A 25709-nucleotide genomic window follows, 5' to 3' on the forward strand; every position below is an offset into this window, starting at 1 on the left:
CGCGCTCCAGTCCCGCCGCTCAGGCGCGCCGGAACCACCGTCCGCCCACGCGCTCGGTGAGCCGCCACGCGCCGGTGTCGGCGACCGTGCGGATGCGCGCCACGGTGTGCTCGGCGACCCGGAATGCCGTGCGCGCCGAGTCCTCGGTGAACCGGATGGTGAGCCGCGCCTCGCCCGCGACGACGTCCACACTTGACGCCTCGACGACGGCGAGTTCACTGGTCGCAGCGGCGGCTGTGGGCTCGATCGTCGTGGGGTCCACTCCCGGGTGCAAGCGGCCGACGGCAACGATGACGCGGAAGGAGGGCACCCGCTGAGCCTACGCGCGTCGCGGCCGCAGATCCGGCCGGGCGGGCGTACCCTGACTCGATCAGGTGCGGTCGGGGGATCGGAAGGGATGCACTGATGCAGGAAGCACGGATGGATGAGCGGATGCGGACAGACGAGCCGGAGACCGGCGAACTGACGGTTCTGAAGGACGTCGACGTCCTCACCGCCGAGGAGCGCCAGGAGCTTGCGGCCCTGCTGCACGAACGGCGGCGCAGCGATGTCGCCGAGGCGCAGCGGATGGCGGAGTCGCTGGGTGGGCTGCTGGCGTCCCGGTCGGAGTCGACGGCGGACGACGAGCACGATCCGGAGGGTCCGACGCTGTCCTCCGAGTGGAGCCGGCTGCAAGCGCTGCGGTCGGATGCCGCGCACGACATCGTGGCGGTGGACGCCGCCCTCGAACGCATGGCTCACGGCACCTACGGGGTGTGCACGCGGTGCGGTGAGGCGATCGGCGTCGATCGCCTGCGAGCGCGGCCGACCGCCGAGTTCTGCATTCGCTGCGCAGTCGCCGTCGAGAGCTGACACCGGCGCCGCGGCTCCATGGCCGGGGTCAGGGGATCGGACGCGACGCCCGGTACACCGCTTCCGTGCGACTCGACGCGCCGACCTTGCGCAGGATGCTGGACACGTGCACGCTCGCGGTCTTGGCGCTGATGTAGAGCCGCTCGCCGATCTGCTTGTTACTGAGGCCCTGTTCGATCAGGGCGAGCACCTGCTCCTCGCGCTCGGTCAACGGCTGGCCGTGCGCGGTCGCGGAGGCAGCCGAACGGCCTGCGGGATGCGCGGACAGGTCGTCTGCCGCGGCCACCAGGACCCGGATTCCTCCCGTCTCGGCCAGCGCCCGGGCCTGGGTGACGAGAACGTCCGCCCGTGCCCGGTCGCCCGCCGCGAGGGCGACCCGGGCCGCCCGCAGCAGGGCATACGGGTGCAGGTGCACGGGCGCGAGGGCGTCGGCGGTGTCGACGGCGGCGCGCTCCCAGGCCACGACGGCCTCGGCGAAGCGCTCGGCGCGGTCCGTACGGTCGGCGCCATTGGCACGGTCGGCGCTGTCGGACCTCACCGCGACCGCCGCCCGGGCGGTCGCGAGCTCCGCCTCGATCACCGGCGACCAGACCCGCGCCGTGGGCCAGTCGCGGAGCGGCGCGAGCACCTCCGCGAGCCGCTGCACCTCGGCCGGCACGTCGAGCGGCTGACCGTCGGCCATGGCATCCCGCATCGCCAGTTCGGTCAGGGCGCGCGCTGCGGATGCGAGCACCGGGAGGTCGTAGCCCGGCAGTGACCGGAACGGCGGGGCGCCGATTCCGCGGGTCTCCGCCCAGGCACGCTCGAAGTCGCCGAGGGCGATCGCCACCTCGGCGGTGGCCCGTGCCACCGCGAGCCGCGTCTGCTGTTCCAGTTCGGCGAGCGCGCGGAGCGCCGTGCGCATCCTTCGCAGCAAGGCGTCGGCCCGCTGCGGCTCGCCGTGCCAGACCCACAGCCGGGCGCGCTGCAGTTGTGCGGTGACACCGGTACGGTCGTCGGAGCCGAGCGCGATCCGCAGCATCTCCTCCGCGCGGTCGAACTGCCCGAGGGCGATCAGCGGCTCGGCCGTGTTGGCCGCGAGCCACACGCCGGAGGTGCGCTCCACCCCCCGCTCACGAGCGCGCTCGACGCCGGATTCGGCGAGGCGGACCGCCGCCGCGTACTGGCCGACCGAGTTGAGGGCGTCCGATGCATTGACCGCGTACCGCAGGGTCGCTCCGGCATCTCCCGCCGCCAACTCGCCGGCGACGTCGAACTCGGCGAATCCTTCCTCGATCTGCCCGTATTCGATGAGCGAGGCGGCCAGGATGTTGTGCGCAACCGAGCGCATCGGCGGCGCCGCCTGCTCCGCTTCGGCGATGGCCGCGCGCGCGGTGTCGATGGCAGAGCCGAAGGTGCCCGCCAGCATCCGCTGCGCTGCCAGCTCGGTCAGCAGGTGCGGTCGCAGCGGGTCGCCCGCGGGCACGGCGCCAGGCGGCACCAGCTCGAGCGCCTGCTCCAGCAGATCGGCGCTCCCCGGACGGTTGAGGTTGGCGAGGTACTGCCCCTTGTCGCGGAGCAGCCGCGCCCGGCGCGACGGAGCGAGGTCGTCCGCCTCGGCCAGGGCCACCTCGACGAGGGCGAGCGCCCGCTCGCTGTTGCCGGCGTTCCGCAGCGCCGATGCGGTCTTCGCGATCACGGCGACGCGGTCGCGGCCGCTGAGCTGTTCCGCGTCCGGGACGCTGTCCCACAGCTCCAGCACGCGATCGCCCATCGCAGCGGCGGTCGCGTAGGCATACGACCGTCGCGCCTCCTCCATGGCCTCCACCGAGGCGACGAACGCGCGGCGCAGGTCGTGCGCGGCCAGCCAGTGCGCCGACAACTGCACGGCGGAGCGCTGCGGGCTCGCCTCCAGCGCCTCCGCATACCGGGTGTGGAAACGCGTGCGCTCACCGGGAAGCAGGTCGGCGTGGATGGCCTCGCGCACCAGCGCGTGCCGGAACGAGTACTCGGTGGAGTCGGCCGAGAGCAGGTTCGCCATGACCGCCTCCCGGGCCGCGGCATCCAACTCGTCGGGGGTGCCCTCGAAGACCGCCGCGAGCAGCTCGTGCGTCACGCAGACGCCGCCGGCCGCGAGGACGCGCAACAGCCGCTGCGCCGGGTCGCTGAGCCGCTCGAACCGCGCCAGCACCAACTCGCGCAAGGTCTCGGGCAGGTCGTCGCCGGAGCGCAGGCCGTCGATGCCCACGAGCTCCTCGACAAAGAACGGGACGCCCTCGCTGAGCTCCGCCACCCGCTGCAACGACTCCTCGTCCGGTGTGCGCCCGAGCAGCTCCTCGACGAGCTCGCCGATCTGCTCCCGGTCGAGCCGGGCCAGCTCCCAGCGGGTCACCCGGCGCGTGCGGTCGAGTTCGGGCAGCCACGATCGGAGGATGTGACCCCGCGGCACTTCGTCGCTCCGATAGGTGAGGAGCACCAGCAGCCGGCCGCCTTCCGCCATCCGCACGATGAACCGGAGCAGCTCGAGGGTCGATCGATCGGCCCAGTGCAAGTCTTCGATCGCGAGGATCACCGGCCGCTCGGCGGACAGCTTCTCGAGCAGCACCGTGACCAGTTCGTACAGCCTCTCAGCGCCGGTCCGCGGCGGAACAGCGGACTCGTCCGCGAGTTCGGGCAGCAGCGCCGACAGCACTCCCGCACCCGAGCCGGCCGCATCCAGCACCCGTTCCAGCCCCACCGTCTGGATGAGCCGGCGCAGTACCGCCGCGAACGGTGCGTACGGCGCCCCGTCGTCTCCCAGATCGACGCACCGGCCCACGAGCACGATCGCCGCCGATTCCTGGCCGGCGCCCGATCCGACGTCGGACAGCGACTCCTGCGCGGCCAGGAACTCCTCGACGACGCGGGACTTGCCGATCCCCGCTTCTCCCCCGATCACCACGGCCTGCGGGTCGCCCGACGCGGCCGTGCGAAGCGCTGCGCTCAGCGCCTCGAGGTCGGACTCCCGCCCGACCAGTGTGGTGCTCGCCGCCGCTGCTCGCATGACTTCATCGTGCCACCGACCACCGACATTCGAGCGGTCCGAATCGGCGGCTTCGCGGCGAGCAGACGGCGCACCCCCGCCGCCCTCACCGGACGGCGTGGGCGAGCTCCCGCTCGTGCTCCGTAACCTCTACGACGGCAGCCGCGACAGGGCGCTCCGCCACGGGCTGCACCGCACCCGACCTCGCGGCGACCGGGCGCATCCGCCGTGCCGCCGACCGAAGCCACCGGCCGTGCTCCTCCACCTGCCGCGCCTGTTCACGCTCGCGCTCCTGGCGAACCGCGTCCCCTGCATTGACCCGGAAATCAACGAATTCCTCGAACATCATTTTCCCGCTCCCTCTCCTGCGATGACCTCAGACTGCTCGCTAAGGCCCCCACCGGACATCGGGAAGATGCCCTATTCCGGCCCCTTCCTTCACCCACCACCACCTCAGGGCTTCACACTCCGCACGGCGCGGGGCAGCATGGCACCCATGGCGACCATCAACGAACTCCAGCCCCCGTACGCGGTCGGTTACTTCGTGGGCAGTCTGTCCGCGACCTCCGTCAACCGGACGCTCTCCCGGGCCCTGCTGAAACTCGCGCCGTCCGACCTCACCTTCACCGAGATCCCCATCGGCGGCCTTCCCCTCTATAACCGCGACCTCGACGGCGACTTCCCGCCCGAGCCGCGCGAGTTCAAAGCGCTGATCGCCCAGCAGGATGCGCTGCTCTTCATCACGCCCGAATACAACCGGTCGATCCCCGGCGCGCTGAAGAACGCGATCGACTGGGCGAGCCGGCCGTACGGCGAGAACGTGATCGCGCGGAAGGCAACGGCCGTGATCGGGGCATCCCCCGGCCAGATCGGGACGGCGGTCGGCCAGCAGCATCTGCGCAGCATCCTCAGCTTCCTGCAGGCGCCGCAGATGAACGCGCCGGAGGCCTACATCTGGATGCGGCCCGGCCTCATCGAGGAGGACGGCACGGTCACCGATCCCGGCACGGAGGAGTTCCTCCGCAGCTACATGAATGCGTTCTTCGAGTACATCGAACGCGTGCTGACGGTGGTGCCGAGCGCATCGTGAGACTGCAGGACGAGGGAGGCGGTCGCGGGGTCGAACTGCGGCCGTCGGCGCGCGACGCGGACGGCGACCGCGTGGTCGTCGAGGCCGCGGTCGACGACGGCGACCGGCGCTGGACCCTCACCGAGGCGTGCCTGACCTCGAGGGAGGCGCGAGACCTCGCCGCGTGGCTGGCCGGGATCGCCGAGGACACGACCGCAGCGGCCGACGAGTGGACCGCGCTCACGTTCGCGTCGAACGCCCTGTCGATGAGCGGCCACCGCATCCCGGGCGGCACCGTGGAGCTGCGGATCGCGCTGCTCCGGATGGTCGCGGCGGGCGACCGCACCGCCGACGTGGTCGCGGCGGCCGATCGCACCGCGGACGTAGTCATCGGCCTGCGCGCTCCGCAGGAGGAGGTCACCGCCGCGGCGCGCGACCTCCTCCGCGAGCTCGACGACCTGCGCTAGCAGCCGCCCTGTACTAGCGACCGCCCTCGCGCTTGCGGTGCCGCTGCTGCACCGCCTGCTCGCCGTACGGGTAGATGTCCGTGTGCGGGGTGCTCGCCTCGTCCAGCCGGGTGCGTTGGGCGTCCGTGAGCTCCAGGTCAGCCGCGCCGAGATTGTCCACGAGCTGCTCAACCGTGCGGGCGCCGAGGATGACGGAGGTCACCGCGGGGCGGTTGCTCAGCCACGCCAGCGACACCTGCGACGCCGACGCGCCGGTCTCCTGAGCGACCGCGTCCACGGCGTCGATGATCTCCCACGTGCGCGGGTCGGCGTTGCGCGCCTCCCACGCCTCCATCCCGCGGGTCGGGTTCTCGCCGAGGCGCGTGGCGCCGGTCGGCGGCTCATCGCGGCGGTACTTCCCGCTCAGCCAGCCGCCCGCGAGCGGCGACCAGGGCAGCAGCCCGACGCCCGCATCCAGCGCGGCCGGCACCACCTCGTGCTCGATGCCGCGCACGATGAGGCTGTACTGCGGCTGCAGCGTGACCGGCGGCGCCCATCCCTCGGCGCGCGCGACCTGCACCGCCTTCGTCAGCTGCCAGCCGAGGTAGTTGGAGAAGCCGTAGTACGAGATCTTGCCCGCCGTGACGGCATCGTCGAGGAACCGCAGGGTCTCCTCGATCGGCGTCAGCGCATCCCATGCGTGCATCTGGTAGAGGTCGATGTGGTCGACACCGAGCCGACGGAGGGATGCGTCGAGCGCGTACCGCAGGTGCGTCCGCGACAGGCCCAGTTGGTTGGGTTTCTCGCCCATCGGGAAACGTCCCTTGGTCGCGATGACGACCTCCTCGCGGCGCCCGGGGTTGCGGGCGAGCCACCGTCCGATGATCGACTCCGAGGTTCCGGCGCTGTACACGTCGGCGGTGTCGATGAAGTTGCCACCGCTCTCCAGGTAGCGCTCCAGGATGGCGTGCGAAGTCTGCTCGTCGGCCTCCGCGCCGAAGGTCATGGTGCCGAGGGCGAACTCCGACACGATCGTTCCACTGTTTCCGAGGTTGCGTAGATCCATAACGCGAAAAGTAGCCCCGTCCCGCGGGTTTGCGTACTGTGTGCCTTCGTGAAGCTGCTTCTGATCTCCGACACGCACGTCCCGAAGCGCGCCCGGTCGCTGCCCGCGCAGGTGCTCGCGGCTGTGGATGCGGCCGATGTCGTCATCCACGCCGGAGACTGGGTGGATGCGGCGACGCTCGACCTGCTGGAGGAGCGCTCGCGGCGCCTGGTCGGCGTCTACGGCAACAACGACGGCCCCGAGCTGCGCCGCCGGCTGCCGGAGGTCGCCCGGGTGGAGCTCGGCGGCGTCCGCTTCGCGGTCATCCACGAGACGGGGCCGGCGACCGGCCGCGAGGCGCGGTGCGAGCGCGACTTTCCCGACTTCGACGTGCTCGTGTTCGGGCACTCCCACATCCCGTGGGACACCGTCTCGCCGCGCGGCCTGCGCCTGCTGAACCCCGGGTCGCCGACCGACCGCCGTCGACAGCCGGTGGGCACCTACCTCACCGCAGAGGTCGTCGACGGGCGAATGGATGCGGTCGCGCTCGTTCCCGTCGACCGAGGCCTGTGATCCTTACGCGCGCAGGAAGCCGTCCACGAGGAGGGCGCGTACTGCGGTGAGCAGCTCGAGCGCGAGCTCGTTCTCGTCGACCTCCAGCAGCTGGGCGAGGGCTGCCGCGATGGCGCCGACCGAGAGCTCGCCGTCGCAGGCGCCGACCAGCGCCGCCAGCCCTGTATCCGCCGAGATGACCCGGCCGAAGCCGCCGCCCTGCCGCAGCAGGATCGCCGTCGGCGACTCTGCGCCGGGCCAGAAGTGCCGCTCCTCGGTGACGTCGCCCGCGACCACCGGCCGCAGCCGCGCGAGTTCGTCATCGTCGAGCGCGGCTTGGAGGTCGTGCGCGGCCAGCGCCTCGCCCAGGTGCACGCCGAGGCCCGCCTCGTTGGCGCCGAGCGATCCGTGCAGCCGCTCGAACCGGCGCAGTGTCGGGATGCCCGCCGGCATGCCCGCGGGGCGTCGGAGGAGGAGGTAGCCGAAACCGACGGACCGCACATCCCGCCGCTCGAAATCGTCGAGCCACGCGTTCATCAGCTGGTCGAACTCCGGCGTGCCGGGCCGGGTGCCTCCATCGCGGATCCACGTCTCCGAGTAGCGCACCGCGTCCTCGATGTCGCGCTCGATCACCCAGGCGTCGAGTGGCACCGGGGACGCATCCACCCAGTCGCGCACCCGCTCGAGCCCGTCGCCCGGGCCGCGGTACTCCCAGTTGCCGAGCAGCTGCGCGACCCCGCCAGGCGCGAGGTGCTCGCCGCAGCCGCTCACGAACGAGGCGACCAGGGCGTCGCCGATCAGGCCGCCGTCGCGGTACTCGTAGGCGGGAACGCCCTCGACGCGCGGCGTGATCACGAACGGCGGGTTGGACACGATGTGGTCGAACCGCTCCCCCGCCACCGGCTCGAACATGCTGCCGAGCCGCAGCTTGACGCCGTCGATCTCGTTCAGGGCGAGGTTGAGGGCGGCCAGCCGCAGGGCGCGCGGCGAGATGTCGGTCGCGACGACGCGGCGGGCGTGCCGGGCGGCGTGCATCGCCTGGATGCCGCATCCCGTTCCCAGGTCGAGCGCCGTGTCGACCGGCGTCTGCAGCATCAGGCCGCTGAGGGTCAGGGAGGCGCCGCCGACGCCGAGAACGTGGTCCTCCGGCAGCGCATGCCCGAGCGCCAGTTCGCCGAGGTCGGAGACGATCCACCACTCTGCTGGACCTGCGGCATCCACGAAACCGTATGGACGGAGGTCGACGGCCGGAGCAGCGGTGCCGGTGCTCTCGTCGAGCGCCAGGAGACCGAGCTCGATCGCGCCCGCGACGCCCAGGGCCGGCAGCGCCGCGGCCGCCTCCGCCTGCGGCACCGGCCGGCCGAGCACGAACAGCCGAGCGAGGGTCGCCAGCGCCGACGGCTCGCGCCGCGCGAGCGCACGCTCGGCCGGGGTCCGCTGGCCTCGGTGCAGCGCTTCCGCCGCCTCCTCGCCCCACAGCGCGGTCAGGGCGTCGACGGTCAGCCCGGCGCCGATCAGGTCGGACCGGAGGTCGGGGATGCGTTCGGCGGCCGGTGCGGTCATCCCTCCATTGAAGCGCATGCGCCGCCGCGCAGCAGTCACTCACGGAGGGATGCGGGGAGCACAATGGGCGTGTGATCCGTAGGAGAGCGATCGTGACCGGTGGCGTGCAGGGTGTCGGCTTCCGCTGGGGCGCGCGGGAGGCCGCGCAGCGCCTGGAGGTGACGGGATGGGCCCGCAACCGCCTCGACGGAACCGTCGAGGTCGAGCTGGAGGGTTCGCCGGAGCAGGTCGAGGAGATGCTCGACTGGCTGCGCACCGGCCCGCCCGGCGCTGCGGTGGCCGCGGTCGAGGTCTCCGACCTCCCCCCGACCGGCGACGACGCGTTCCGCATCCACGAAACCGCCTGACTCGCATCCTGCGGGGCAGAATGGGAGCCATGACGCGCGCCACACTACTGACCATCACCACTCCGACCGGGACGCCGGGGGCGGGCGACCCCGGCTTCGTGGTCTCCGACTTCGCCGCGCCGCAGGTGCGCGTCACCGACCTGTCGGTCACCCGCGGCGACGGGGTGTTCGAGACCGTCGCCGTCATCGACGGGCACCCGCAGGCGCTCGAGCCGCACCTGGCCCGGCTCGCCCACTCGGCCGAGCTTCTCGACCTTCCGGCGCCCGCGCTCGACGTCTGGCGGGAGGCCGTGCGCGCCGGTGTCGCCGACTACCTGACCCGCAACGGCGGCGGCGATGCGGAGCTCTACGCGAAGCTGATCTACAGCCGCGGGGTCGAGGGGTCGGGCCGGCCCAGCGGCTGGCTGTTCGTCGACCTCGGCGAGGACTTCTCGCAGGCGCGACTCGGCATCCGCGTCGTCGCGCTCGACCGGGGCGTCCGCCACGACGTGGCAGCCACCTCCCCGTGGCTGCTCGCCGGGGCGAAGACCCTCTCGTATGCGGTCAACCGCGCCGCGCAGCGCGAGGCCGTCCGCCGCGGAGCGGACGACGTCCTCTTCGTGAGCAGCGACGGCTTCGCCCTCGAAGGTCCGACCTCCAACGTCGTGACCCTCAAGGACGGCGTGGTGCGCACCCCCGACACCGAGCAGGGCATCCTCGCCGGCACCACGCAGGCCGCGGTGTTCGACTTCTTCACGGCGCGCGGGTTGCGCACCGAGTTCGCCCCGCTCACCCTCGACGACGTGATCGCCGCCGACGCGATCTGGCTGGTCTCCAGCGTCCGTCAGGCAGCCCCGGTCACGCACCTCGACGACCGCGAGTACCCGGTTGATTCGGCACTCACCGCCGAGCTGAACGCGTATCTCCTCGCACGGACCGAATGACCCGGCCCGGCGCGCTGCCGGACCGCGCGTGACGCCGGATGACGCCGGGCCGCTCCCGGGACGACGGTAGGCCGCTCCCAGAATGACGCCGCGACGACGCCGCGACGACACCCAGACGCCAGCTAGACGAATCGTTGCACCCTGATTCGCGCCGTGTCGGCGGCAGCGCCTAGGCTGTACGCACCGCGCGGGCGACGGAGCCCGGGCGTACGGCGCAGAGCCCGTCCACGACCCGGGGAAGGAGGGCGCGAGATGACCCATCAGGTGCCCCGCAGCATCGAGTTGCTGCGCCAGCAGGCGCGCGACGAGCTCTCCGCGATCATCGAGCACCGCTGCCGCGCGGGCGAAGACCCCTGGCAGTTCATCCCCGACCTTCCGAGCGTCGATGAGCAGGTGGTGATCAGCCTCCGGGCGACCGCGATCGAGGCGTTCGACCTCGCCGAGGAGCAGTCGCGGGCTCACCATCCCTCCGCCGGCCGCGACGTGTTCACGCGGTTCGAGTACGGAGTGCTGCGCCGCATCGCCCTCGAGCATCCCGAACTCAGCGAAGCGGTGTGGGGGATGCTCGACAAGGTCGAGCGCGCCTGACTACCCTGCGGGCATGGGAATCGTCACCGCGGACATCGGAATCTCGCTCGACGGCTTCGCCGCCGGCCCCAACCAGTCGCTCGAGCAGCCGATGGGCGAGGGCGTCGACGGGCGCCTGCACACGTGGATGTTCGAGTACGCCGACGCGCACACCGAGGAGATCGACGCCATCACGGCCGCCGGCGCCTACGTGATGGGCCGCAATATGTTCGGACCGGTTCGGCACGAGTGGCCCGCCCCCGGTGAGCCGCTCGGCGACTGGGCCGGCTGGTGGGGTGCCGAGCCGCCGTACCATGCGCCCGTCTTCGTGCTGACCCACTACGAGCGGGAGCCCTTGGAGCTGACCGGTACGACCTTCATCTTCGTCACCGACGGCATCCATTCGGCGGTGGATCAGGCCCGCGCGCTCGCAGGCGACGCGGACGTCTCTATCGCCGGCGGCGCCGAGACCCTCAACCAGGCGCTCTGGGCGGGCGTCGTCGACGAGCTGCGGCTGCACATCGTCCCGATCACCCTCGGCGCCGGCGAGCGCGTCTTCGACCGCGTCCCGTCACTCGATCTGCAGCTGGTGCGTGAGCGGGTGACACCCGAGGTCGCACACCTCACGTACCGCGTGCTGCACTGAGCTCCTGGGGCGTCGTCGCCGGGAGGCGGCAGACGAACTCGCGGCACAGGTAGGCGGTCGGTAGCCCGTCCCGCGTAGTGCGCCCTTCGAACAGCGTGAAACCGTCGGCGACCAGCGCCTCGGCCTGCCCTTCGCTGGCGAAGGCGACCAATGCTGCGCTGTGCCGGCGCGCGGCGGACACGAGGTCGGATGCGGAGCCGGCACTCGCCGCTCCGTCCCCACCGTCCGCCGCCTCCGGAAGCACGACGACGAGCTGCTCGGCCTCCGCCGCGAGCCCCGACATCAGCGCGAGCGAGGTCCCGAACGCGCTCGGCACCCGGACCGCCTGCGCGGCGACCAGCCGCATCCCCTCGCGCGCGGCGCGCTCGTACCGCCGCTCGCCCGTCAGCAGGTACAGCGTGTGCGCCGCCTGCGCCAGCGACGACAGGCCCGAGGGGTAGGCGCCCTCCGAAGGGTCGACGTGCACGGCAAGGCCCGTCGCTTCGAGCACCGGGTCGCCACCACCGGGCGTCTCGAACGGGCACGTCGCCTCGCCCGCGGCGTCCAGGCACAGGTCGACCAGGTCCCGAGCGGATGCTGCAGCCGCGGCGTCCCCGGCTGCGAGCGCCAGCTCCAGAAGTCCAGACGCCAGGCCGCCGTAGTCTTCGAGCGTCGCGCCGGCCTCCGAGCTCCGGTCGCCGAGCGAGGTGCGCAGCAGCGTCCCGTCGTCGCGGCGATGGCGGGTGAGCACTGCATCCGCCGCCTTCCGCGCCGCCGCCAGCCACGCCGGACGGTTCAGGATGCGTCCGGCCCGCGACAGCGCGCCGATCGCGAAGCCGTTCCAGCCGGTCAGCACCTTCGCGTCCAGCGGAGGCGGATCCAGCTGCGCCCGCTCGGCGACCGGAAGCGTGTAGTACGTGCCCTCCACCCGGGCGCCGTCGATCGTGCTCTCGGAGTCCTGCGCCGACGCGAACCCGCCGGACGGCTGCCGCAGTACGTCGAGCAGGAAGGAAGCGATCCCGTCTGCCGTGCGCTCCGCCCACTCCTCGCCGGTCTGCTGCCAGGCGCGCGCGTACGCATCGAGGAGGAGCGCGTTGTCGTACAGCATCCGCTCGTAGTGCGGCTCGCTCCAATCGCGTCTCGTCGCATAGCGGAAGAACCCGCCGTCGACCGGGTCGCGCAGCGGCGACTCGGCCATCCGGCGCAACGTCCGCGCCGCGAGCTCGTGACCGGAGGGCCGGGCCAGCAGGAAGTCGAGCGTCGGCGCCACCGGGAACTTCGGCGCGCCGCCGAAGCCTCCGAACTCGGGATCCTCCGCCTCGGCCAGCTGGGCGACCGCCGCATCCAGCTCAGCGCCGCCCGGAAGATCCGACACGGAGGTCGCCGCTTCGGCCGCTGCGGCGAGGGCCGCCTGCACCTTCCCGGCATCCGCCTCCACCTCGGCGCGACGCGCCGTCCACGCATCCCACACCGCATCGAGCACCTGCCGGAATGACGCGCGCCCGGCCACCGGCTGCGGCGGGAAGTAGGTGCCGGCGAAGAACGCCTTGCCGTCGGGCGTCGCGAACACGGTGAGGGGCCAGCCGAGGTTGCCGGTGAACGCGCTCGCCGCCGACAGGTACGCGGCGTCGACCTCGGGATGCTCCTCCCGGTCGACCTTGATCGCCACGAACCGGGCGTTCAGCTCCTCGGCCGTGACCGGATCGCTGAAACTCTCCCGCGCCATGACGTGGCACCAGTGGCAGGTGGCGTAGCCGATCGACACCATGACGGGCGCATCCCGTCGGCGTGCCTCGGCGAACGCCTCGGCGCCCCACGGGAACCAGTCGACCGGATTGTCCGCGTGCGCGCGCAGGTAGGGACTGATCGCATCCGCGAGCCGATTCGCCATGGGCTCACCCTACGACCGGGGGACCCGAACGGAACCCCGGGCGGTCAGCCGACCGTGTCCATCCCGCGTAGCCGCACCGACGAGTTCAGGTAGAAGGCGGCGAGCACGGCGTAGCTGAGGCACGAGATGGAGGGGATGAACGCGTCCTCCGGGTCGCTCGCCAGCGCGCCGACGCACGAGATGAACGCGGCGACGGCGAGCCCACCGCCGATCCAGAAGCCGGCTGCCGGGCGCGCCGTTGCACGCCACCACGGCCGCGGATCGGTGCGGTTCTCGTCCGCTCCCCGGAAGATGCGGACGCCGACCACGACGTAGGCGATGTTCAGCGCGGCGACGATCATCACGTCGAACGTCGGGTTCACCAATCGGTTGAAGATGAAGACGTTCAGGATGAGGATGAGCGCGAACACGCCGACGATGTAGCTGATCTTCCCCGTGACCGTCGTGATCCTCACCCCACGAGCCTAGCCGGGAGAGCCGACATCGCTACGCCGCGCCCTCCCGGCCGGGTCTCAGTTGACCTCGTTGGGGTGCGCGCTGACGCGTCCTTCGCGCTCGAGCGAGCTGATCGCGGCCACCTCGTCAGCGGTCAGCTCAAAGTCGAAGACGTCGAAGTTCTCGACCATGCGCTCCCGCCGGTTCGACTTCGGGAAGACGATGTTGCCGGTCTGCAGGTGCCAGCGGATGACGACCTGCGCCGGAGTCTTGCCATGCGCGCCGGCGGCCTGCGACACCTCGGGCGTCTCGAACAGCGGGTACTTGCCCTGGCCGAGCGGTCCCCACGCCTCGATCTCGATGCCCTGCTCGCGCGAGAACGCGGTCACTTCGGGCTGCTGGTGCGCGGGGTGCAGCTCGATCTGGTTGACGGCCGGAACGATGTCGGTTTCCGCGAGCAGCTTCTGCAGGTGCGGCACCAGGAAGTTGGAGACGCCGATGGCCTTCGCCCGACCGCTCGCGTAGATCTTCTCCAGCGACTTCCACGCCTGCACGAAGGTGTCCTGCTGCGGCTTCGGCCAGTGGATCAGGTACAGATCGACGTAGTCGAGCCCGAGCTTTTCGAGGGACTCCTCGAAAGCGGCCTCGCCGTCCGTGTGGCGGTCGTTCCACAGCTTGGTGGTGACGAAGAGCTCGTCGCGCGGGATGCCGGACTCGGCGATCGCACGGCCGACGCCCTCCTCGTTGCGGTAGATGGCGGCGGTGTCGAGGTGACGGTAGCCGACCGCGAGCGCGTCGGTCACGATCCGCGTCGTCTCGGCCGGGTCGACCTTGAAGACGCCGAATCCGAGCTGCGGGATGGTCGTCCCGTTGTTCAGGGTCAGGAGCGGGGTATTTGCGTGTGCAACCATATCCGCCACGGTACCAGGGGCGAACGGATCAGCCGACCGGCTGCGCGCCCTCCGCCTCGAACCGCGCCACCAGCTCCCGCTTCAGCACCTTCCCGCTCGGGCCCAGCGGCAGCGCCTCCAGAATCTCGACCCGCCGCGGGAACTTGTACGCCGCCACCTTCTCCTGTGCGAACACGACCAGTTCGTCCGGATTGGCCTCGCTCCCGGGCATGAGGGTGACGACGGCCATGATCTCCTGCCCGTGCGTCTCGTGCGCCACCCCGAACACGGCCACCATCGCGACAGCCGGATGGGTGGACAGCACCTCCTCCACCTCCCGCGGGTACACGTTGTAGCCGTTGCGCACGATCATGTCCTTCTTGCGGTCGACGATCGTGATGTAGTCGTCGTCGCTCTTGGTGCCGAGGTCGCCGGTCCGGAACCAGCCGTCGACGACCGCCTCGGCGTTCGCCTCGGGCAGGTTCAGGTAGCCCTTCATCAGGTTGTGGCCGCGCACGACGATCTCGCCCAGCTCTCCCCGCGGCAGCAGCCCGATCCTGTCGTCCACCTCGGCGTCGGCGATCTCCACATCCACGCCCCAGATCGGCGTGCCGACCGTGCCGACGCGGGTCGGTCGGCCCCGGTGGTTGAAGGAGGCGACGGGCGAGGTCTCGGTGAGCCCGTATCCCTCGTGCACGTCGATTCCGTAGACCTCCTTCATGCGCTCGATGACGGCGACGGGGATGGCCGCGCCGCCGCTCATCCCATAGCGCAGCGGCGGCCGCTCCGGGTTGCCCTTCGCCGCCTCCAGCAGGGCGATGTACATGGTCGGGACGCCGGTCATGATGGTGCAGGCGTGCGTGTTGAGCAGCTCCAGCGCCGTCGCGCCGTCGAACTTCGGCACCAGCACCACGGCGGCGCCCGCGCGGAAGCCCATGTTCATCACGCAGGTCTGCCCGAACGTGTGGAACAGCGGCAGGCAGCCCAGGATGTGGTCGTCCGGCGTCAGGTCGAGCGTCCCCTGGAGGAGCACGTTGACCTGTTCCACCAGCGAGAAGTGGCAGCCCTCCGCGCCCTTCGGCTTGCCTGTGGTCCCGCTCGTGTACAGGATCGTCGCGGTGTCGAACGGATCGCGCGGAACGTACGTGTCGACCGGCTCGGTGACGGCCGCGAGGTCCTCCACCCGCGGGAACGGCGCCTGCTGCACCATGGCATCCGGAACCAGAACCGACACGGTCGGGATGCCGGCGAGCCCGGCGCCTGGAGCGCCCTCGCCGAGTAGCGGGGCCGCGCAGATCAGCAACGACGCGTCGGAGTCCTTGAGGACGTAGGCGATCTCCTCCGCCTTCAGCAGCGCGTGCACCGGCACCACCACGGCCCCGAGGGCGAGCACCGCGTAGTAGGCCCGTGGGAAGTCGGGCACGTTCGGGAGCATCAGGGCCACTTTGTCGCCCGGCTCGACGCCGAGGTCGCGGAGTGCGCCTGCGTACCGCAGGGTCTGCTCCCAGAGTTCGCCGTACCGGATCTCCTGCCCGGCGAAGATCAGGGCGACGCTGTCGGGCATTCGCTGCGCTGTCTCCGCCAGGATGCTCGCGACCGACATGGTGGCATAGCCGTGACTCATGGGTTCTCCTCGTCTCCATCGACGCCGGACCCTCTTTTCGGGTTGAGGCGAACCTACGTCACCCGCGTGCGGAGGGCAACGCCCCCGGGCGGGGCGCGTTCGCGGACCGCCCACCTCGCCACCTCGCCACCTCGCCACCTCGCCACCTCGCCACCTCGCCACCTCGCCACCTCGCCAATGCTGCCGTTTGTCACAAGTGACGCTGCGCGCCCAGGCGCAGACGTTACAAAGGGCAGCGGAAACTCCCGCGACGCACGGGCGGCATGGGGCGCGTTCGCGGATAGACTGGAGGGCTCATGTCGACCACCGCGACCCTCCCCCGCATCGTCTTCCCGCCCGAGCTGCCGGTCAGCCGGATGCGGGACGACATCGCGCGCGCCATCCGCGACAACCAGGTCGTGATCGTGGCGGGAGCGACCGGTTCCGGCAAGACCACGCAGCTCCCGAAGATCGCCCTGGAGCTCGGCCGCACCAGCATCGGGCACACACAGCCCCGGCGCCTCGCCGCGCGCACGATCGCCGAACGCATCGCCGAAGAGCTCGGGCAGGCGGTCGGCGAACTCGTCGGCTACCAGGTCCGCTTCACCGACAAGGTGTCGCGCGCCACCCGCATCAAGCTGATGACCGACGGCATCCTGCTCAACGAGCTGCGCCGCGACCGGATGCTGCGGGCCTACGACACGATCATCATCGACGAGGCGCACGAGCGCAGCCTCAACATCGACTTCCTGCTCGGGTACCTGAAGCAACTGCTGCCGCAGCGTCCCGACCTCAAACTGATCATCACCTCGGCGACGATCGACCCGCAGAGCTTCGCCGAGCACTTCGCTTGGGCCGACGGAACACCCGCGCCGATCATCGAGGTCTCCGGCCGCACGTACCCGGTCGAGGTCCGCTACCGGCCTCTCGTCGCGGAGGCACTGGAGGACGACGAGGACGACCCGGATCCCATCCCCTCTGCCGACCGCGACTACCTGCAGGGCATCAACGACGCTCTCGACGAACTGGCACGGGAGGCCGCAGGCGACGTCCTCGTCTTCCTCTCCGGTGAGAACGAGATCCGGGATGCGGCCGACGCCATCCGCGGCCGCAATCTGCCCGGAACCGAAGTGCTGCCGCTGTACGGCCGCCTCTCCTCCGCCGAGCAGCACCGTGTCTTCCAGCGGTCGACCACGCCCGGCATCCGGCGTCGGGTCGTGCTCGCCACCAACGTCGCCGAGACCAGCCTCACCGTGCCGGGCATCAAGTACGTGGTGGATGCGGGAACGGCGCGCATCAGCCGCTACAGCACACGCGCCAAGGTGCAGCGGCTGCCGATCGAGGCCATCTCGCAGGCGAGCGCGAACCAGCGGTCGGGCCGCTCCGGCCGCACCAGCGACGGCATCGCCATCCGGCTGTACTCGGAGGAGGACTTCGCAAAGCGTCCGGAGTTCACCGAGCCCGAGATCCTGCGGACCAACCTCGCGGCCGTCATCCTGCAGATGATCTCGCTCGGGCTCGGCGACATCGCCGCCTTCCCGTTCCTCACCCCGCCCGACTCACGCGGCATCAAGGACGGCCTCGACCTGCTCACCGAGCTTGGCGCGATCACCGTAGCGAAGAGCGGGAATGAGCTCACGAAGGTGGGGCGCCAGCTGGCGCAGCTGCCGATCGACCCGCGCTTCGCGCGCATGGTGGTCGAATCCAAGCGCCACAACACCTCCCGCGAGGTCATGGCGATCGTCGCTGGACTCACGATCCAGGATCCACGCGAGCGCCCCGTCGAGAGGCGCGGCTCGGCCGATGAGAAGCACGCCCGCTTCGCCGACCCGACCAGCGACTTCCTCACCCTGCTGAACCTCTGGAACTACCTGGAGGAGCAGCAGAAGGAGCTGTCCTCGAGCGCCTTCCGGCGGATGTGCAAGGCCGAGTTCCTCAACTTCCTTCGGGTGCGCGAATGGCAGGACGTCTACCGCCAGCTGCGTCAGCTCGCGAAGCCGCTCGGCCTCACGATGGGGGAGCCGTCCGTGAACCCGGACGGCATCCACCGCTCGCTGCTCGCCGGCCTGCTCTCGCACATCGGGTTGAAGGATGTGCGGGAGTCCGGCAATAAGGGCGGGGCGCGCGGTGCGCGTTTCTCGGAATACCTCGGCGCGCGGCAGACCCGCTTCGTGATCTTCCCCGGCTCGACGCTCGCGAAGAAGCAGCCCAACGCGGTGATGAGCGCGGAACTCGTGGAGACATCCCGGCTCTTCGCGCGGATGAACGCTTCCATCGACCCGGCCTGGGCGGAGCCGATCGCCGGCGACCTCTGCAAGCGCCAGTACAGCGAGCCGCACTGGGAGAAGAGCCAGGGCTCGGTCGTCGCATACGAGCGGGTGACCCTGTTCGGCGTGCCGATCATCCCGCGGCGCCGCGTCCAGTATGCGAGGATCGACGCTCCGCTGTCGCGCGAACTGTTCATCCGGCACGCCCTCGTCGACGGCGAATGGGATTCGCACCAGGCGTTTGACCGCGCCAACCGGAAGCTGCGGGCCGAGCTGCGCGAGCTCGAAGAGCGGACCCGCCGCCGCGACATCCTCAACGACGACGAGGCCGTCTTCGAGTTCTACGATGCGCGCATCCCGGCGGATGTGGTGTCGACCAGGTCGTTCGAGGGCTGGTGGAAGAAGGCCCGGCAGGAGACGCCGGACCTCCTGACGATGACGCAGGAGGCCCTGCTCGACGAGGATGCCGCGGATGTCGACGAAGAGGCATTCCCGCCGGTGTGGCGGCAGGGCGACCAGCGGCTGACGCTGCGCTACCGGTTCGAACCGGGCGCCGAGGACGACGGCGTGACCGTGCAGGTGCCGCTGCCACTGCTCGCGGGGCTGCTGCCCGACGGCTTCGACTGGCAGGTGCCCGGGCTCCGGCAGGAGCTGGTCACCGCGCTCATCAAGTCGCTGCCGAAGGCGATCCGCCGCCAGGTCGTGCCCGCCGCCGACTGGGCGCAGAGGTTGCTCGGGGAACTCTCCACAACCGCCGGGATGCGCGCCCACGAAGGCGAGCGCCCGGCCGGCTCCCTGGTGGACACGCTGGCCGCCACGATCTCGCGGCTCACCGGCTCCCGGGTGAGCGGCTCCGACTTCGACCTGGATCGGCTGCCCGCGCACCTGCGGCCGACGTTCCAGGTCGTCGGAGAGCGCGGACGAACCCTCGCGAGCGGCAAGGATCTTGCGGCACTGCAGGACCGACTGCGCTCGCGCGCTCGCGACTCCGTCGCCGCCGTCGCGGAGGCCCGCACCCCGAACGCGCTCGAACGGACCGGGCTGACGGCCTGGGACTTCGATGAACTCCCCCGGTTCCTCGACTCCACGCACACCGGCCCGGGCGGCACGAAGAACGTCATCCGTGCCTACCCGGCGCTGGTCGACGACGGCGCATCGGTCAGCATCCGGCTCATGGGAACGCCTGCCGAGCAGGCGGCAGCCATGCCCGGCGGGGTGCGTCGCCTGCTGCTCGCGAGCATCCCCTCGCCCGTCGCCTACGTGCAGCAGCACCTGACCTCGACCGAGAAGCTCACTCTCGCGGCGAGCCCCTACCCGAACACGAAAGCCCTGTTCGACGACTGCCTGCTCGCCGTCGTCGACTCGGTGCTGTACCGGATGAAGCCGGACGGCCAGCTGTTCATGCGGGCGGAGTTCGAGGCGGTCCGAGACCGCGTGTCGGCGATCGTGATGGATGCGATGTTCGAGACGGTCGGGCTCGTCACGCGCATCCTCACCGCAGCCCGCGCTGCCGAGAAGGCGATCTCCGGGGTGACCGCGCTAACGTACCTTTCCGCGCTGAACGACGCGAAGGGGCAGCTGGGGGGCCTGGTCTGGGCTGACGGGATGGGGCCTGGCTTCGTCTCCGCGACGGGGCTCGAGCAGTTGCGCCAGCTTCCGCGCTACCTCGCCGGCATCTCCCTCCGCATGCAGGCCCTGCCGACCAATCCGGGACGCGATCGGGCGTGGCAGACGCAGGTGGAGACGGCGGTCGCGCTCTACACGGACGCCGGCGGCCGCATCCCGCTCGCTCCGGGGTCGCCGCCCGCCGTCGCGCACGCCCGGTGGATGCTCGAAGAGTTCCGTGTCTCGCTGTTCGCCCAGTCGCTCGGCACCGCCGAGTCGGTCTCGCTGCAGCGCATCCGAAAGGTCCTCGCCTCCTGACCCACGGCTCGACCCGGGTCAGACGCCGAGGTGGAAGCCGCCGTTGGAGTGCAGGAGCTGGCCGTTGACCCAGCCACCGCTCACCGACAGCAGGAACGCGACGAGGTCCGCGGTGTCCTGCGGGCGGCCGAGCCGCCCGAGCGCGGTCTCGGCGGCCAGCTGCTCGGCGAGCTCCGACGTCATCCACCCGGTGTCGATCGGACCCGGATTGACCAGGTTGGCCGTGATCCCGAGGTTGGCCAGCTCAACAGCAGCCGCCCTCACGATGCGGTCGAGCGCGCCCTTGCTCGCTCCATACGGCAGGTTATGCGCGGTGTGGTCGCTGGTCAGCGCCACGATGCGGCCCAGACCGAAGCCGGACGAGTACTGCTCGGCGAACGCCTTGATGAGAAGCCAGGTGCCGCGGGTGTTTACCGCGAAATGCCGGTCGAAGGCCTCGACGCTGGTGTCGAGGATCCCGCTGTCGACGGAATGCGCATGGCTGGCGACCAGCGCCTGGATGGGCCCGAGGGCGGCGCGTACCCGATTCAGGGCGAGCGCGGGCGCGTCCGGGTGCGACAGATCCACGGCGACCGGGAGGGCGCGAGCACCGAGCGCCCGGAGTTCGTCGGCGAACACGTCGTGCGCCCGCTCGTGCGCGCCCCACGGCATCGAAGCGTCGTAGTCGTCCCAGAACGCGAACGCGACATCCCAGCCGAGAGATGCCTGCTTCCGTGCGATGGCGGCGCCGATCGACTCCGGCCTGCTCGCACCCGTCACCAATACCACCGGCCGCATCGCATCCATCCCGCGATGCTATCGGCTCCGGAGTTTTTCGCGGGACACGCCGTGTCGGGGACGAAAAACTCCGGAGCCGGCCGCTGGAGGCTAGAGCACCTTCGAGAGGAACGCCTGCGTGCGCTGGTGCTGCGGGTTGCTGAGCACCTCGCGCGGGTCGCCCGACTCGACGACGACGCCGCCGTCCATGAAGACCAGCTCGTCCGCCACCTCGCGGGCGAAGCCCATCTCGTGCGTCACGACCACCATCGTCATGCCGCTCGCGGCCAGCCCCTTCATCACGTCGAGTACTTCGCCGACGAGCTCCGGGTCGAGCGCCGAGGTCGGCTCGTCGAACAGCATCAGCTTCGGGTCCATCGCGAGCGCCCGGGCGATCGCGACGCGCTGCTGCTGCCCACCGGACAGCTGCGACGGGTAGTGGTCACCCTTCTCGCTCAGCCCGACACGGATGAGCAGCTCATTGCCGCGCTCCACCGCCTTCGCCTTCGAGAGGCCCTTCACGCGGATCGGCGCCTCGATGATGTTCTCGAGCGCCGTCATGTGCGGGAACAGGTTGAACCGCTGGAACACCATCCCGATCTCACGGCGCTGGCGGGCCGCCTCCTTCGGCTTCAGCTCGTACAGCTTGTCGCCGTGCTGGCGGTAGCCCACCACCTCGCCGTCCACCGAGAGGCGGCCGGCGTCGACCCGCTCCAGGTGGTTGATGCAGCGGAGGAAGGTCGACTTGCCGGATCCACTGGGGCCGATGATGCACAGCACCTCGCCCTGGTTCACCTTCAGATCGATGCTCTTGAGCACCTCGTTCGAGCCGAAGCTCTTCGAGACGCCCTCAGCCAGCACCATCGGTGTCGCCTTGGTGTCGGTCATCCCTTGCCTCCGAGGTCGTTGCCGTCCGGTGCACCGGCGGCAGGCAGAGCGCCGGTCGCGAGCGCGGGGTCGTTGCGGTCAGGGCGTCGAGCGTTCACGCCGCGGGAGAACCGCTTCTCCAGGAAGTACTGGCCCACCATCAGCAGCGAGGTGAACAGCAGGTACCAGAGCGACGCGACGATCAGCAGCGGGATGGGCGTGTACGTGACCGCGGAGATGTCGCGCGCGACACCGTACAGGTCCGTGGTCAGCGGGATGGCGGCCACCAGCGACGTCGTCTTCAGCATCGAGATGACCTCGTTGCCGGTCGGCGGGATGATGACGCGCATCGCCTGCGGGATCACGATTCGGGTCATGGTCTGCCACCACGACATCCCGAGCGCCGTCGCCGCCTCCTCCTGACCCTCGTCGACCGAGAGGAGTCCTGCGCGGACGATCTCCGCCATGTAGGCCGCCTCGTTCAGCGCGAGGCCGATGATGGCGATGACGAACGCGTTCTGCATGAACCCGAGGTTCAGGTCGAAGCCGACCTGCGTCCACGGCACGCCGAGGAAGACCTGCGGGTAGATCAGGGAGAACAGGCCCCAGAAGACCAGCTGCACGTACACAGGAGTGCCGCGGAAGATCCACAGGTACAGCCAGGCGACCGACTTCACCACCGGGTTCGGGGAGAGTCGCATGACGGCGAGGACGAGGCCGAGGACCACACCGATGATCATCGAGTAGATCGTCAGCTGGAGGGTGACGAGCGCAGCTGCACTGATGCGCCGGTCGAAGACGTATTTGCCGACGTACTGCCAGCCGTAGGCGTCGCGCTGGGAGGCGTCCACGATGAACCAGACCAGCAGCAGGATGAGGATGGCCGCGAAGACGATCCGCCACGGGTGCCGGAGCTTGATCGCCTTGATCGGTTCGGGGCGGGTCCCGCCCGGCGACGGGACGGATCCCGTCGCCGGCCGGGCGGTGTTGCTTTGGGACATGAAGGTCAGCCCTTCGAGGCCGCGTTGACCTCGGCGGACTGGACGGCGCCGTCAGCGACGCCCCACTTGTCGAGGATCTTCTTGTAGGTGCCGTCGTCGATCAGGGCCTGGACCGTCTTCTGGAGCACCGGCACCAGCTTCGAGTCCTTCTTGACCGGCAGACCGTAGGGCGCCTCGTCGAAGGTCTTCCCTGCCTCCTCGAGCTTGCCGTTCGACTTGGAGATCGCGTACAGGGTGACGGGCGAGTCGGCGCTGAGCGCATCCGCCTTGCCCAGGATGACGGCGTTGGTCGCGTCATCCTGGGTGTCGTAGCGGAGCGCCTGGATGGCGGGCTTGCCCGCGTCCGTGCACTTCTTCGACTTGGCAGGGACCTCGTCGGTGTCCTCGTACGTGGTCGACTGCACGGCGACCTTCAGGCCGCACGCGTTGTCCGGGTCGATGTTCTTGCCCTTCTGGGAAGCCCAGAGGATACCGGCCGAGTAGTAGTTGACGAAGTCGACCTGCTGCTCGCGCTCGGTGGTGTCGGTGAACGACGACATCCCGAAGTCGTCCTTGCCGCCGGTGATGCTCGGGATGATGTTGTCGAACTTCGCGATGGCGAAGTCGACCTTCAGTCCGAGCTTCGCGGCGATCGCGTTGGTCAGGTCGACCTCCCAGCCGACGGGCTGGCCGTTGTCGTCCTTGTACTCGTTCGGCGGGTACGTGTTGTCCATGCCGACGACGAGCTTGCCGGCGTCCTTGATGTTCTGGGGCAGCTGGCCCGCGAGGGTGTCGTCCTTCTTCACATCCGCCGCAGCGCTCGACGTTGAGCCTGAAGTGGGGGTGGAGTTGTCGACGCAACCGGTGAGCGCGAGCGCTGCAACGGCGGCTACTGCGACGAATGGTGCCGCGGTACGAATGCGCATAGTGTCGTTGTCCTTCTTCCTGGTGCAGGAATGGTGGTGTGATTGCACGGGTAAGGGGAGGATACCCCAGCGGACGGGCCGCCCCTCAACACTAATTCGCGCAGGGAACGGCGTTTTTCGCGGAGGTTTCCGTCACGTTTCGGCGTCGAGGGCGTCGGAAACCTCCGAATCGTGCGTGATCAGGCACGGAAACGCAGGCTGTCACTCCCCTTGTCGCGCTGGGCCTGTGGCGACAGGTCGGCCCGGGTCGTTCGACCAGGCCGAGTACGACCCCACGTAGAGCGGCGGAAGCGGGAGGCCGGCGACGACCAGCGCCAGAGCTTCGTGGGCCGCTGTGACGCCGGAACCGCAGTAGACGCCGACGGGCGTGTCGCCGTGGATGCCGAGAGCGGCGAAGCGCGCGGCGAGCGTCTCCGCGGGCAGCATCCGGCCGTCGGCGCCGACGTTCTCGGTCGTAGGTGCACTGACGGCGCCGGGGATGTGACCGGGGCGCGGATCCATGGGCTCCACCTCGCCACGGAACCGCTCGCCCGCGCGGGCGTCGAGCAGCACGCCGTCGCTCGCGGAGGCGAGGTCGGCAGCGCCGTCGGCGTCGAGGGTCGGAAGCGCACCGAAGTGCACGTTGATAGTGCCCGGCACGGTCAGCACCGCGCCGGTCTCGACCGGCATTCCTGCCTCGCGCCAGGCGGCGAAGCCGCCGTCGAGGACCCGGACGTCGCTGACGCCCGCGTGCCGCAACAGCCACCACGCGCGGGCGGCGGAGGTACCGGAGACGTCGTCGTAGACCACGACGGCGTCTCCGTCGCTGAGTCCCCACCGCCGTGCGGCCTCCTGGAAGTCGGCCTCCGTCGGCAGCGGGTGGCGGCCGTCCGTCGGCGCACCGTGGCCGGCGAGCTCGGTGTCGAGGTCGACATATACCGCGCCGGGGATGTGGCCGCGCTCGTACTCTTCGTGGCCGGGCGGGCCGCCCAGCTGCCAGCGCACGTCGAGCACGCGCCACGACGAACGCCGCCGGCCGGCGCCGCTCCACAGGGATTCAGCCCCGAGAGCGACGTCCAGCGCGGCGGCGGTGATCAGCGGAGGTGGCTCCGTGGTCATACTCAACGTCCGGTGGAGTCTCAGCGTCCGGTGGAGGCCTTGGCGTTCGACTCGTAGGAGGTGTTGGTGGCTTCGAAGAAGTTCACCAGCTCCAGCGTGTCGTTCGCCGTCGCCATCCACTTGGCCGGGTTCGACACCTTGTACTCGGCCTCGAAGCCCAGCTCCTCCAGGCGACGATCCGCCAGGTACTTCACGTACTGGTTGATGTAATTGGCGTTGAGGCCCAGGATCCCGCCGGGAAGGAGGTCGCGGTTGTACTGCTCCTCCATCTCCACGGCATCCAGGATCATCTGACGGATCTCGTTGGCGAACTCAGGCGTCTGCAGCTCGGGATTCTCCTCCAGCACGGTGAGGATCAGGTTGATGCCGAACTTGAGGTGCAGCGACTCGTCGCGCACCACCCAGTCGATCAGCGACCCGAAGTTGCGCAGCAGGTTCCGCTGGCGGAACGACAGCGCGACCATGAAGCCCGAGTAGAACCAGATCCCCTCGAGGATGACGTTGTACGCCACCAGGTTGCGGATGAAGTCCTGCTTGCCCTCGGTCGTCGTGATGTCGAGCGTCTGCTCGGTCATCCGCTTGATGAAAGCGACCTCGAACTCCTCCTTCTTCGCCATCGACGGCACGTCGACGTGGGAGTTGTAGGCCTGCCCGCGGTCGATCGGGAACGTCTCGAGGACGTACTCGAACGACATGCAGTGGTTCGCCTCCTCCCACATCTGCTTGGCGAGGTAGAGGTGCGCCTCGGCCGCGTTGATGTACGGGTAGACGCCGAACGCGAGGGCCTTGTTGACCAGAAGCTCGTTCGGGTTGAAGTAGCTCATCAGGAAGGTGACCGCGTGGCGTTCCTCGTCGGTCATCCGCTTGAAGTCGGCGATGTCCTCGCCGAGCTGGATCTCGTTCGGGAACCAGGTGTTCGCCACAGCCTGGTCGTAGAGGTCCATCGCCCACTGGTACTTCACGGGCTTGAGCAGCAGGCCCTCTTCGATTCCTGTTCCCAGAATCCCCATCGTTGTTCTCTCCTCGTTGCTTCTACGGCCGGATGCGGTGGTGGCCAGGCCTACTGGCAGGACTCGCACTGCA

Annotated in this window: 24 protein-coding genes; 9 read left to right on the forward strand and 15 right to left on the reverse strand. The window is 70.2% G+C overall.

The window, feature by feature from the left end; genetic code table 11:
• Positions 1–19: 19 nt before the first annotated feature.
• Positions 20–310: a hypothetical protein gene (locus tag AB7E03_RS06925; RefSeq protein WP_489940500.1), complete on the reverse strand. Its 291-nt coding sequence runs from the start codon at positions 308–310 to the stop codon at positions 20–22.
• 95 nt (positions 311–405) lie between these two features.
• Between AB7E03_RS06925 and AB7E03_RS06930 the strand changes: the two genes are divergently transcribed.
• Positions 406–852, forward strand: a complete 447-nt coding sequence (locus tag AB7E03_RS06930) for a TraR/DksA family transcriptional regulator (RefSeq protein ID WP_489940502.1) — start codon at positions 406–408, stop codon at positions 850–852.
• Positions 853–880: 28 nt separating this feature from the next.
• Here AB7E03_RS06930 and AB7E03_RS06935 read toward each other — a convergent pair whose 3' ends face one another.
• Both AB7E03_RS06935 and AB7E03_RS06940 read right to left on the reverse strand, forming a co-directional pair.
• Positions 881–3874: a helix-turn-helix transcriptional regulator gene (locus tag AB7E03_RS06935; RefSeq protein WP_489940504.1), complete on the reverse strand. Its 2994-nt coding sequence runs from the start codon at positions 3872–3874 to the stop codon at positions 881–883.
• Positions 3875–3959: 85 nt separating this feature from the next.
• Complete coding sequence (locus tag AB7E03_RS06940; RefSeq protein ID WP_489940506.1) at positions 3960–4202, reverse strand: hypothetical protein; 243 nt, start codon at positions 4200–4202, stop codon at positions 3960–3962.
• Positions 4203–4340: 138 nt separating this feature from the next.
• Here AB7E03_RS06940 and AB7E03_RS06945 point away from each other — a divergent pair, with 138 nt between their 5' ends.
• Both AB7E03_RS06945 and AB7E03_RS06950 read left to right on the forward strand, forming a co-directional pair.
• Positions 4341–4943 carry an NADPH-dependent FMN reductase gene (locus AB7E03_RS06945; RefSeq protein WP_489940508.1) on the forward strand — a complete coding sequence of 201 codons (603 nt, stop codon included), beginning with the start codon at positions 4341–4343 and terminating at the stop codon, positions 4941–4943.
• Positions 4940–5389 (forward strand): WapI family immunity protein, encoded by a 450-nt coding sequence (locus AB7E03_RS06950; protein ID WP_489940510.1) that lies wholly within the window; start codon positions 4940–4942, stop codon positions 5387–5389. Before AB7E03_RS06945 ends, AB7E03_RS06950 begins: the two co-directional genes overlap by 4 nt.
• Positions 5390–5402: 13 nt before the next feature.
• Here the strand turns inward: AB7E03_RS06950 and AB7E03_RS06955 are convergent, their stop codons facing one another.
• Positions 5403–6434 carry an aldo/keto reductase gene (locus AB7E03_RS06955; RefSeq protein WP_489940512.1) on the reverse strand — a complete coding sequence of 344 codons (1032 nt, stop codon included), beginning with the start codon at positions 6432–6434 and terminating at the stop codon, positions 5403–5405.
• Between the two features lie 48 nt (positions 6435–6482).
• On the opposite strand from AB7E03_RS06955, the gene AB7E03_RS06960 reads away from it, so the two are divergent.
• Positions 6483–6986 (forward strand): metallophosphoesterase family protein, encoded by a 504-nt coding sequence (locus AB7E03_RS06960; protein WP_489940514.1) that lies wholly within the window; start codon positions 6483–6485, stop codon positions 6984–6986.
• A 3-nt stretch (positions 6987–6989) separates the two neighbouring features.
• On the opposite strand, the gene AB7E03_RS06965 is transcribed toward AB7E03_RS06960, so the two are convergent.
• The gene (locus tag AB7E03_RS06965; RefSeq protein ID WP_489940516.1) at positions 6990–8528 is read right to left on the reverse strand and encodes a DUF7059 domain-containing protein; all 1539 of its coding nucleotides are present in this window, start codon (positions 8526–8528) and stop codon (positions 6990–6992) included.
• Positions 8529–8620: 92 nt separating this feature from the next.
• Between AB7E03_RS06965 and AB7E03_RS06970 the strand changes: the two genes are divergently transcribed.
• The 4 genes from AB7E03_RS06970 (at position 8621) to AB7E03_RS06985 (ending at position 11011) form a co-directional block, all read left to right on the forward strand.
• Entirely contained in the window at positions 8621–8875 is a 255-nt protein-coding gene (locus tag AB7E03_RS06970; protein WP_489940518.1) for an acylphosphatase, read from the forward strand.
• Positions 8876–8904: 29 nt separating this feature from the next.
• Positions 8905–9798: an aminodeoxychorismate lyase gene (locus AB7E03_RS06975; protein ID WP_489940520.1), complete on the forward strand. Its 894-nt coding sequence runs from the start codon at positions 8905–8907 to the stop codon at positions 9796–9798.
• 252 nt (positions 9799–10050) lie between these two features.
• The gene (locus AB7E03_RS06980) at positions 10051–10386 is read left to right on the forward strand and encodes a hypothetical protein (protein ID WP_441781643.1); all 336 of its coding nucleotides are present in this window, start codon (positions 10051–10053) and stop codon (positions 10384–10386) included.
• A 13-nt stretch (positions 10387–10399) separates the two neighbouring features.
• Complete coding sequence (locus AB7E03_RS06985) at positions 10400–11011, forward strand: dihydrofolate reductase family protein (protein ID WP_489940522.1); 612 nt, start codon at positions 10400–10402, stop codon at positions 11009–11011.
• On the opposite strand, the gene AB7E03_RS06990 is transcribed toward AB7E03_RS06985, so the two are convergent.
• From AB7E03_RS06990 to AB7E03_RS07005, 4 genes are read right to left on the reverse strand one after another with little or no spacing between them, the layout of a single operon-like run.
• Entirely contained in the window at positions 10989–12881 is a 1893-nt protein-coding gene (locus tag AB7E03_RS06990; RefSeq protein ID WP_489940524.1) for a thioredoxin domain-containing protein, read from the reverse strand. The genes AB7E03_RS06985 and AB7E03_RS06990 overlap by 23 nt on opposite strands.
• A gap of 44 nt (positions 12882–12925) precedes the next feature.
• A complete protein-coding gene (locus tag AB7E03_RS06995; RefSeq protein WP_489940526.1) occupies positions 12926–13336 on the reverse strand; it encodes a hypothetical protein in 411 nt (136 codons plus the stop codon).
• Between the two features lie 57 nt (positions 13337–13393).
• Positions 13394–14227, reverse strand: coding sequence for an aldo/keto reductase (locus AB7E03_RS07000; RefSeq protein ID WP_489940528.1), 834 nt, complete (start codon positions 14225–14227; stop codon positions 13394–13396).
• Positions 14228–14255: 28 nt separating this feature from the next.
• Positions 14256–15830: a long-chain-fatty-acid--CoA ligase gene (locus AB7E03_RS07005; protein WP_489940530.1), complete on the reverse strand. Its 1575-nt coding sequence runs from the start codon at positions 15828–15830 to the stop codon at positions 14256–14258.
• 296 nt (positions 15831–16126) lie between these two features.
• On the opposite strand from AB7E03_RS07005, the gene hrpA reads away from it, so the two are divergent.
• Positions 16127–19999, forward strand: coding sequence for an ATP-dependent RNA helicase HrpA (gene hrpA / locus AB7E03_RS07010; RefSeq protein WP_489940532.1), 3873 nt, complete (start codon positions 16127–16129; stop codon positions 19997–19999).
• 18 nt (positions 20000–20017) lie between these two features.
• Here hrpA and AB7E03_RS07015 read toward each other — a convergent pair whose 3' ends face one another.
• The 6 genes from AB7E03_RS07015 to AB7E03_RS07040 form a co-directional block, all read right to left on the reverse strand.
• The gene (locus AB7E03_RS07015) at positions 20018–20785 is read right to left on the reverse strand and encodes an SDR family oxidoreductase (RefSeq protein WP_489940534.1); all 768 of its coding nucleotides are present in this window, start codon (positions 20783–20785) and stop codon (positions 20018–20020) included.
• Between the two features lie 81 nt (positions 20786–20866).
• Entirely contained in the window at positions 20867–21643 is a 777-nt protein-coding gene (locus AB7E03_RS07020) for an amino acid ABC transporter ATP-binding protein (protein ID WP_441781635.1), read from the reverse strand.
• The gene (locus tag AB7E03_RS07025; RefSeq protein WP_441781634.1) at positions 21640–22623 is read right to left on the reverse strand and encodes an amino acid ABC transporter permease; all 984 of its coding nucleotides are present in this window, start codon (positions 22621–22623) and stop codon (positions 21640–21642) included. Before AB7E03_RS07025 ends, AB7E03_RS07020 begins: the two co-directional genes overlap by 4 nt.
• A 5-nt stretch (positions 22624–22628) precedes the next feature.
• On the reverse strand, positions 22629–23528 hold the full coding sequence (locus AB7E03_RS07030; RefSeq protein WP_489940535.1) for an ABC transporter substrate-binding protein: 900 nt from the start codon (positions 23526–23528) through the stop codon (positions 22629–22631).
• A gap of 201 nt (positions 23529–23729) precedes the next feature.
• Entirely contained in the window at positions 23730–24626 is an 897-nt protein-coding gene (locus AB7E03_RS07035; protein WP_489940536.1) for a sulfurtransferase, read from the reverse strand.
• Positions 24627–24646: 20 nt separating this feature from the next.
• On the reverse strand, positions 24647–25636 hold the full coding sequence (locus AB7E03_RS07040) for a ribonucleotide-diphosphate reductase subunit beta (protein WP_441781631.1): 990 nt from the start codon (positions 25634–25636) through the stop codon (positions 24647–24649).
• Between the last annotated feature and the right edge of the window lie 73 nt (positions 25637–25709).

It is taken from the genome of Leifsonia sp. RCC_180 (assembly GCF_058138205.1).

Excerpts from the sequence above, each read along its gene's own strand:
- AB7E03_RS06930 (WP_489940502.1), top strand. The coding sequence starts at position 406 with ATGCAGGAAGCACGGATGGATGAGCGGATGCGGACAGACGAGCCGGAG.
- AB7E03_RS06935 (WP_489940504.1), bottom strand. The coding sequence starts at position 3,874 with ATGCGAGCAGCGGCGGCGAGCACCACACTGGTCGGGCGGGAGTCCGAC.
- AB7E03_RS06940 (WP_489940506.1), bottom strand. The coding sequence starts at position 4,202 with ATGATGTTCGAGGAATTCGTTGATTTCCGGGTCAATGCAGGGGACGCG.
- AB7E03_RS06945 (WP_489940508.1), top strand. The coding sequence starts at position 4,341 with ATGGCACCCATGGCGACCATCAACGAACTCCAGCCCCCGTACGCGGTC.
- AB7E03_RS06955 (WP_489940512.1), bottom strand. The coding sequence starts at position 6,434 with ATGGATCTACGCAACCTCGGAAACAGTGGAACGATCGTGTCGGAGTTC.
- AB7E03_RS06965 (WP_489940516.1), bottom strand. The coding sequence starts at position 8,528 with ATGACCGCACCGGCCGCCGAACGCATCCCCGACCTCCGGTCCGACCTG.
- AB7E03_RS06975 (WP_489940520.1), top strand. The coding sequence starts at position 8,905 with ATGACGCGCGCCACACTACTGACCATCACCACTCCGACCGGGACGCCG.
- AB7E03_RS06980 (WP_441781643.1), top strand. The coding sequence starts at position 10,051 with ATGACCCATCAGGTGCCCCGCAGCATCGAGTTGCTGCGCCAGCAGGCG.
- AB7E03_RS06985 (WP_489940522.1), top strand. The coding sequence starts at position 10,400 with ATGGGAATCGTCACCGCGGACATCGGAATCTCGCTCGACGGCTTCGCC.
- AB7E03_RS06990 (WP_489940524.1), bottom strand. The coding sequence starts at position 12,881 with ATGGCGAATCGGCTCGCGGATGCGATCAGTCCCTACCTGCGCGCGCAC.
- AB7E03_RS07000 (WP_489940528.1), bottom strand. The coding sequence starts at position 14,227 with ATGGTTGCACACGCAAATACCCCGCTCCTGACCCTGAACAACGGGACG.
- AB7E03_RS07005 (WP_489940530.1), bottom strand. The coding sequence starts at position 15,830 with ATGAGTCACGGCTATGCCACCATGTCGGTCGCGAGCATCCTGGCGGAG.
- hrpA (WP_489940532.1), top strand. The coding sequence starts at position 16,127 with ATGTCGACCACCGCGACCCTCCCCCGCATCGTCTTCCCGCCCGAGCTG.
- AB7E03_RS07015 (WP_489940534.1), bottom strand. The coding sequence starts at position 20,785 with ATGGATGCGATGCGGCCGGTGGTATTGGTGACGGGTGCGAGCAGGCCG.
- AB7E03_RS07020 (WP_441781635.1), bottom strand. The coding sequence starts at position 21,643 with ATGACCGACACCAAGGCGACACCGATGGTGCTGGCTGAGGGCGTCTCG.
- AB7E03_RS07025 (WP_441781634.1), bottom strand. The coding sequence starts at position 22,623 with ATGTCCCAAAGCAACACCGCCCGGCCGGCGACGGGATCCGTCCCGTCG.
- AB7E03_RS07030 (WP_489940535.1), bottom strand. The coding sequence starts at position 23,528 with ATGCGCATTCGTACCGCGGCACCATTCGTCGCAGTAGCCGCCGTTGCA.
- AB7E03_RS07035 (WP_489940536.1), bottom strand. The coding sequence starts at position 24,626 with ATGACCACGGAGCCACCTCCGCTGATCACCGCCGCCGCGCTGGACGTC.
- AB7E03_RS07040 (WP_441781631.1), bottom strand. The coding sequence starts at position 25,636 with ATGGGGATTCTGGGAACAGGAATCGAAGAGGGCCTGCTGCTCAAGCCC.